The organism is Streptomyces chiangmaiensis (genome assembly GCF_036281785.1).
In the GTDB taxonomy this organism is placed as follows: domain Bacteria; phylum Actinomycetota; class Actinomycetes; order Streptomycetales; family Streptomycetaceae; genus Streptomyces; species Streptomyces chiangmaiensis.
In genome coordinates this window covers 1-1712 of the sequence record NZ_JAYWVC010000524.1, presented here as the reverse complement: position 1 = coordinate 1712, position 1712 = coordinate 1, and the positions used below count along the sequence as shown (strand labels likewise).

At 66.3% G+C, this 1712-nt stretch carries 2 protein-coding genes; both read left to right on the top strand.

Features of this window, described 5'->3' with window-relative positions; genetic code table 11:
* The first annotated feature begins 75 nt into the window (after positions 1 to 75).
* Positions 76 to 834: a DUF899 family protein gene (locus tag VXC91_RS45190; protein ID WP_329513145.1), complete on the top strand. Its 759-nt coding sequence runs from the start codon at positions 76 to 78 to the stop codon at positions 832 to 834.
* A gap of 481 nt (positions 835 to 1315) precedes the next feature.
* Positions 1316 to 1712 (top strand): mycothiol transferase (locus tag VXC91_RS45185; RefSeq protein WP_329513144.1); only part of this gene is annotated, 397 nt, incomplete at its 3' end.

The window sequence follows — 1712 nt, the reverse complement described above, 5'->3', positions numbered from 1 at the left end:
GACGAGGTCGTGGTCAGCAGGGCCTGCCTCGGGCTCCACCGATGAGTTCTTGTGTGGGGTCGGGTCAGTACGGGCATGACTGCTGTGAACAAACCACCGGTCGCCTCCCGCCGGGAGTGGCTGACCGCCGTCGACACCCTGCGCGCCCGGGAGAAGGCGCACACCCGGGAGGGCGATGCGATCGCCGCCGCGCGGCGACGGCTGCCCATGACGGAGGTGGACCCATCAACTCCGCTCGTCGGAGGCAACGGAGAGGTCCCCCTGATCGACGTCTTCGACGGCCGCACCCAACTGTTCGTCTCGTATCACATGTGGCACGATGGCCGCCCCGCAGCCGACCAGTGTGAGGGTTGCACCTTCTTCACCGGGCAGGTCCGCGAACTGTCCTATCTGCACCAGCGGGACGTCACCTTCGCCGTCTTCTGCCAGGGCCCGTTCGACGAGTCCGAACGCTACCGCCGCTTCATGGGCTGGGACATGCCCTGGTACTCCGTACCCGCCGAGTCACGCGAACCGCTCCTCGCCGGCCGCCATTTCGGAATGAAAGCGAGCTACCTCCGCGACGGAGAACGCGTCTACGAGACGTACTGGACCACCGGCCGCGGCGTCGAACCCATGGCGCCCTCCTACGGCATCCTCGACATGACCGTCCACGGACGGCAGGAAACCTGGGAGGACTCCCCGCCAGGCTGGCCGCAGCCGTACGAAACCCTCGGTCAGCAGTTCTGCAAGGATGGACGGCCGACCGCGCAATGGGCACGGATCACCGCAGGCCACGACGACGACCTCCACAGCGGACAGCCCATCACGGACGGCTCAGGCTGCTGCTCCTGAACTGGAACCCGACGGCGGTTCCGGCTGCACGGTCGAGGCCCCGTATTCCCGCGGACCGCCCACACCCGGTTACGGTGTGCGTGCTTCAACGGGCCACATCCCAGCAAGCGCGAAGAGGCCCCGTCTGGGCCAAAAGCGCAGGTGGTAGACCTTTCGAAGTGACGCACTGCCAGTTCTCCGGGCTTAAGAGGTCGTCGCATTTGGTGAAGCGGTGACACTGCGTCGACTGGAGAACGAACCGGCGGGGCCCTCCCGGGCCTGGCAACACCGCCCACAACCGCGGAGAGGAGGATGACCGCTGGGGGTGGTGAAGTCCCAGCTCAAAGGGTTTCCAACTCTGTACACAGGTGGCCCTTCGGGAGAGGAAGCAGCACATGAACTGCACGAGCGAGTACGCAGGCGCGGGTGGCATCACCGCGCTCGCTGCCGCCATCGAATACCTGGCAGCAATCAAGCAGTGTGGCATCCGGGAGGTAGCGAAGTGACCGCGGTGGTGGACGCTGAGATCACGGCGCTGCTGAGTGTCTTGCAGGTGCAGCGAGACCACGTGTTGGGGGCAGTGGAAGGGCTCAGCGAGGAGGCGCTGCGGCGCCCGGTGCTGCCCTCTGGGTGGAGTTGCCTCGGGATGGTGCAGCACCTCACGCTGTCGGTGGAGCGTTTGTACTTCCGTGCCGTTGTGGCTGGGGACCCGGAGGTCATCGACCTGGTGAGCAGCCAAGACAGCGCATGGCAGGTGACTTCGGGGCTGCCGGCCGCCGATGTCCTTGACCGCTACCGCCATGAGGCCTCCCTAGCGGATGCCGTCATCGCCGCCTCATCTGCAGATGCCGACCTGGTCTGGTGGCCCTTCCCGGAGAGTGAGTGGCGCCTGCACAATC